Origin of the sequence: uncultured Thiocystis sp. (assembly GCF_903866365.1) — a bacterium.
GTDB lineage: Bacteria > Pseudomonadota > Gammaproteobacteria > Chromatiales > Chromatiaceae > Chromatium.
In genome coordinates this window covers 1-3,789 of the sequence record NZ_CAIPNF010000430.1, presented here as the reverse complement: position 1 = coordinate 3,789, position 3,789 = coordinate 1, and the positions used below count along the sequence as shown (strand labels likewise).

The 3,789-nt window shown below is 61.8% G+C and carries 3 protein-coding genes; all 3 read right to left on the bottom strand.

The window, feature by feature from the left end; translation table 11 throughout:
• Window positions 1-138 precede the first annotated feature (138 nt).
• Entirely contained in the window at window positions 139-1,869 is a 1,731-nt protein-coding gene (locus QZY07_RS23555) for a nickel-dependent hydrogenase large subunit (RefSeq protein ID WP_295408211.1), read from the bottom strand.
• Window positions 1,862-3,142 carry a (Fe-S)-binding protein gene (locus tag QZY07_RS23550; RefSeq protein ID WP_295408209.1) on the bottom strand — a complete coding sequence of 427 codons (1,281 nt, stop codon included), beginning with the start codon at window positions 3,140-3,142 and terminating at the stop codon, window positions 1,862-1,864. The genes QZY07_RS23555 and QZY07_RS23550 overlap by 8 nt, the downstream gene beginning before the upstream one ends.
• Window positions 3,139-3,789: hypothetical protein (locus tag QZY07_RS23545; RefSeq protein ID WP_295408207.1), on the bottom strand; the 651-nt coding region annotated here is incomplete at its 5' end. The genes QZY07_RS23550 and QZY07_RS23545, both read right to left, overlap by 4 nt.

The window sequence follows — 3,789 nt, the reverse complement described above, 5'->3', positions numbered from 1 at the left end:
TCGTTGCATCTTGAGTTCAATCGCTGGCTCGTAACCCATCATGTTCTGCTCGTCGTCCACTCGTCAAATTGGTGTCAGTATCCATCGGCGAGCCTCAGCGGGCTGCGACCATTCAAGGAAATTATTCTCGGCCAAATCCTAAGTCACCTTGATGCGCAGCTGCTCGCCGGTCTCCGGATCGCTGAGATGCACCGCGCAGGCGATGCAGGGGTCGAAGGAATGGATGGTGCGCAGGATCTCGATCGGCTGCTTGATGTCCACCAACTGGTGGTTGTCCTGTAACGCGGCCTCGTAGGCGCCGGCCTGATGGCTCGGGTCGCGCGGTCCGGCGTTCCAGGTCGAGGGCACCACGGCCTGATAGTTGGCGATCTTGCCGTCCTTGATGACGATCCAGTGTCCCAAAGCGCCGCGAGGAGCCTCCATATAGCCGGCGCCGCGCGCCTCGGCAGGCCAAGTGGCAGGATCCCAGAGTGCGTCATTGAAGGTCCGGGTGTCGCCAGCCTTGATGTTGGCGATCAGCGCGTCGTACCAACCCTGCATGGCGTCGACCATCACCTTGGTTTCCAGCGTGCGCGCGGCGGTGCGGCCCAAGGTCGAGAACAATGCTTCCACCGGCAGATCGAGCGTCGACAGGGTCATCTCGACCAGTTCCTTGGTCTGCGCATGGCCGTTGGCGTAGAGCAGCAGGACGCGCGCCAGCGGGCCGACCTCGACCGCCTGACCCTTCCAGCGCGGGGCTTTGATCCAGGAATAACCGTCGCTGACATCCAGTTGGGTGTAAGGCGGTTTGACGCCGCCGCGGGCGTCGTATTCCAGCTTGGTTTCACCGTCGTAGGGGTGCAGTCCTTGCCCCTTGCCATCGGCATAGTCGTACCAGGAATGGGCGACGAACTCCTGGATCTGACTCGCGTCATGGAGATCGACTTCGTGGATGGTCGAGAGATCGCGATTCAGGATGACGCCGCGCGGGAAGAGGAAAGTCGCGGGGTCCATGAAGCCGTTGCCGGGCAGGTCGCCATAGCAGAGAAAGTTGCCCAGTCCTTCGCCGCGACTGCCCCAGTCCTTGTAGAAACCGGCGATCGCCAGTGTATCCGGGACATAGACCTGATCCACAAAGGTCTGCATGGATTGGATGATATTCTGGATTTCCGCGAACCGCTTGGCATTGATGGCCGAGTCCGATTCCAGATCGATGGGGCAGGCGACGCCGCCGACGACGAAATTCGGATGCGGGTTCTTGCCGCCGAAGATGGCGTGCAGCTTCGCGGCGTCGCGCTGCCAGGCGAGTGCCTCCAGATAATGGGCAACCGCCATCAGGTTCGCCTCGGGCGGCAGCTTGTAGGCGGGATGGCCCCAATAGCCGTTGGCGAAAATGCCGAGCTGGCCGGATTCGACGAAGGTCTTGATCCGTTTCTGGGTGTCGGCGAAATAGCCGGGCGAGGATTTGGGCCAGGAGCTGATGGATTGCGCGAGCGCCGACGTCGCCTTGGGATCGGCGCTCAAGGCGCTGACCACATCGACCCAGTCCAGCGCATGCAGATGGTAGAAGTGCATGACGTGATCATGCACGTATTGGGCGCCGATCATCAGATTGCGGATCAGCTGCGCGTTGGCCGGCAGCTCGATCTTGAGCGCGTCTTCCACCGACCGCACCGATGCCATGCCGTGGACCAGGGTGCAGACGCCGCAGATACGCTGGGCGAAGGCCCAGGCGTCGCGCGGGTCGCGGCCCTTGAGGATGGTCTCGATGCCGCGCACCGAGGTGCCCGAGCTATAGGCTTGGGCGATGTTGGCGCCGTCCATCTGGGCCTCGATGCGCAGATGGCCCTCGATGCGGGTGATGGGGTCAACGACGAGTCGTTCACTCATGTTCGCGTGCCTCTTTCTCGACCAGATGGTCAGCAATCATTTCAGTCAGACCGACCACCGGGATCTCCATGTTGAACTCTTCCAGACCCTCTTCGAGCTGGGTGCGGCAAGTGGCGCACATGGTCACCATGCGCTCGGGCGCGACCTCCTCGATTTGCGCCTTTTTGCGTTTGAAGGCGGCCAGTTTGAGCGGTTCGGCGCGTTCGTTGGAACTGACGCCGCCGCCGGCGCCGCAGCACCACTGGAATTTTCCGTGCTCCTTCAGTTCCACGAAATTATCGGCGACCAGATTCATCAGATTGCGCTGCTGCTGAATGACGCCGCTCTTGCGCGCCAGGTTGCAGGGATCGTGCATCGACAACCGGTCGCTTTCCATGCCCTCGGTCTGAATACGCCCGGCGGCGCGCAATTCGTCCAGCACTTCGATGATATGGAAGACCCGGAAGGGATAGGGACGCCCGATCAGGTTTGGACCTTCCCAGCGAATCGCGGTGTAGGCGTGACCGCACTCGGGACTGATGACCTTGGGCACCTTGAGCGCGACGGCGGCCGCGACGACCCGCTCGACCAACTGGGCGGCGATGTCCTTGTTGCCGATCTGGATGCCGGCGTTGGTGGCCTCGAAGCACTGCGTCGACAGGGTCCAGGTCACCCCGGCATGGTCGAAGATCTTGGTGATGGCTTCCAGATATTCGGGGAAGTTGATGATCTCCATCGACGAAAGCATGACCAGATAGTCGACGCCGGCCTTGTCGACCGGAACCTCCAGGCCCGAGCTGGTTTCCACGTGCTGGATCTGCACGGCAAGCGTCTTCCATTGCAGTCCCATGGGGCTGCCGGTCTGGATGGCGCGCACCGAGGCGGCGATCAGTCCTTCCGGCGCATGCCCCGACTGCACCATGCCCTCGCGCGACTTGCGGATCATATAGGCCAGATCGTTGCCGACTGGGCAGACCATGGAGCAGCGGCCGCACATGGAGCAGGAGTCGTACAGCAACTCTTCCCACTCGGCCAGCATCTCGTCGGTGACCTTCTGCTGGAGCCCGAGCAAGCCCTTGAGCTTGCCCAAGAGCGTGAACTCGTTTTCCCAGACCAGGCGCAAGGGTTCGAGCTTCAGGATCGGCGTGTACTTGGGATCACCAGTCTCCAGATAGAAAGGGCAGGACTGGGCACAGATCCCGCAATGCACGCAGCTTGAAAAGAAGGCCGCGGTCGGTGCGTCGATCTCGGCGCGAAAGGCCGCGAGGCCCCGTTCGAGTGTCAGCTCGCTCATGACTGAACCCCCTTGCGGCCGAACGCGGCCCCGTTGTACCAGCGTGCGATGAACGTGGTGAAAATGTGCGTGAGTTTGGTGAAGGGCAGGATGATCAGAAAGATTTCCGCCATCAGGATGTGCATCCCAAGTGCTACCGGGTAGGGATTGACGAGGCGGTGATAGGCCAGATAACCGGTCAGCACCACCAGAAAGACGACCGTCCAGACCAGATAGTCTTCAATGCTACTGATGCGCTGCTTCACCGGATGCGTCAGGCGGTGCACCAAGGTCGCGACCAATGCGATCAGGGTGATGGCGGTGACCAGGTCGACGACCGGATTCGGCAGCGCCGGCCAGGCGATGCCGAACAGTCCCTTGATCAGCTCGGCATGGGGCACGAACAGCAGGAGTGCGATCAGGAACCCGATGTGCCAGACCCAGCCCACGACCACGTTGAAAGAGGCGCGCTGGAAGGTGCCGGGGTCGGCGATGGTGCGGGTCAACATGGTCCGGAAACCTGGTCCCCATTCGCTGGCGCGGGGTTCGGCATAGTTGGGCTTGCGTCCGAGCAGAAAAATCTCGGCCAGGCGCGCGAACAGACCGATGGCGAAGATCGCCAGCGCGATGTTGAACATCGGCCCCTTGGTCCACAGCAGAAATGCCAT

Coding starts and splice junctions, on each gene's coding strand:
- QZY07_RS23555 (WP_295408211.1), bottom strand. CDS start 1,869: ATGAGTGAACGACTCGTCGTTGACCCCATCACCCGCATCGAGGGCCAT.
- QZY07_RS23550 (WP_295408209.1), bottom strand. CDS start 3,142: ATGAGCGAGCTGACACTCGAACGGGGCCTCGCGGCCTTTCGCGCCGAG.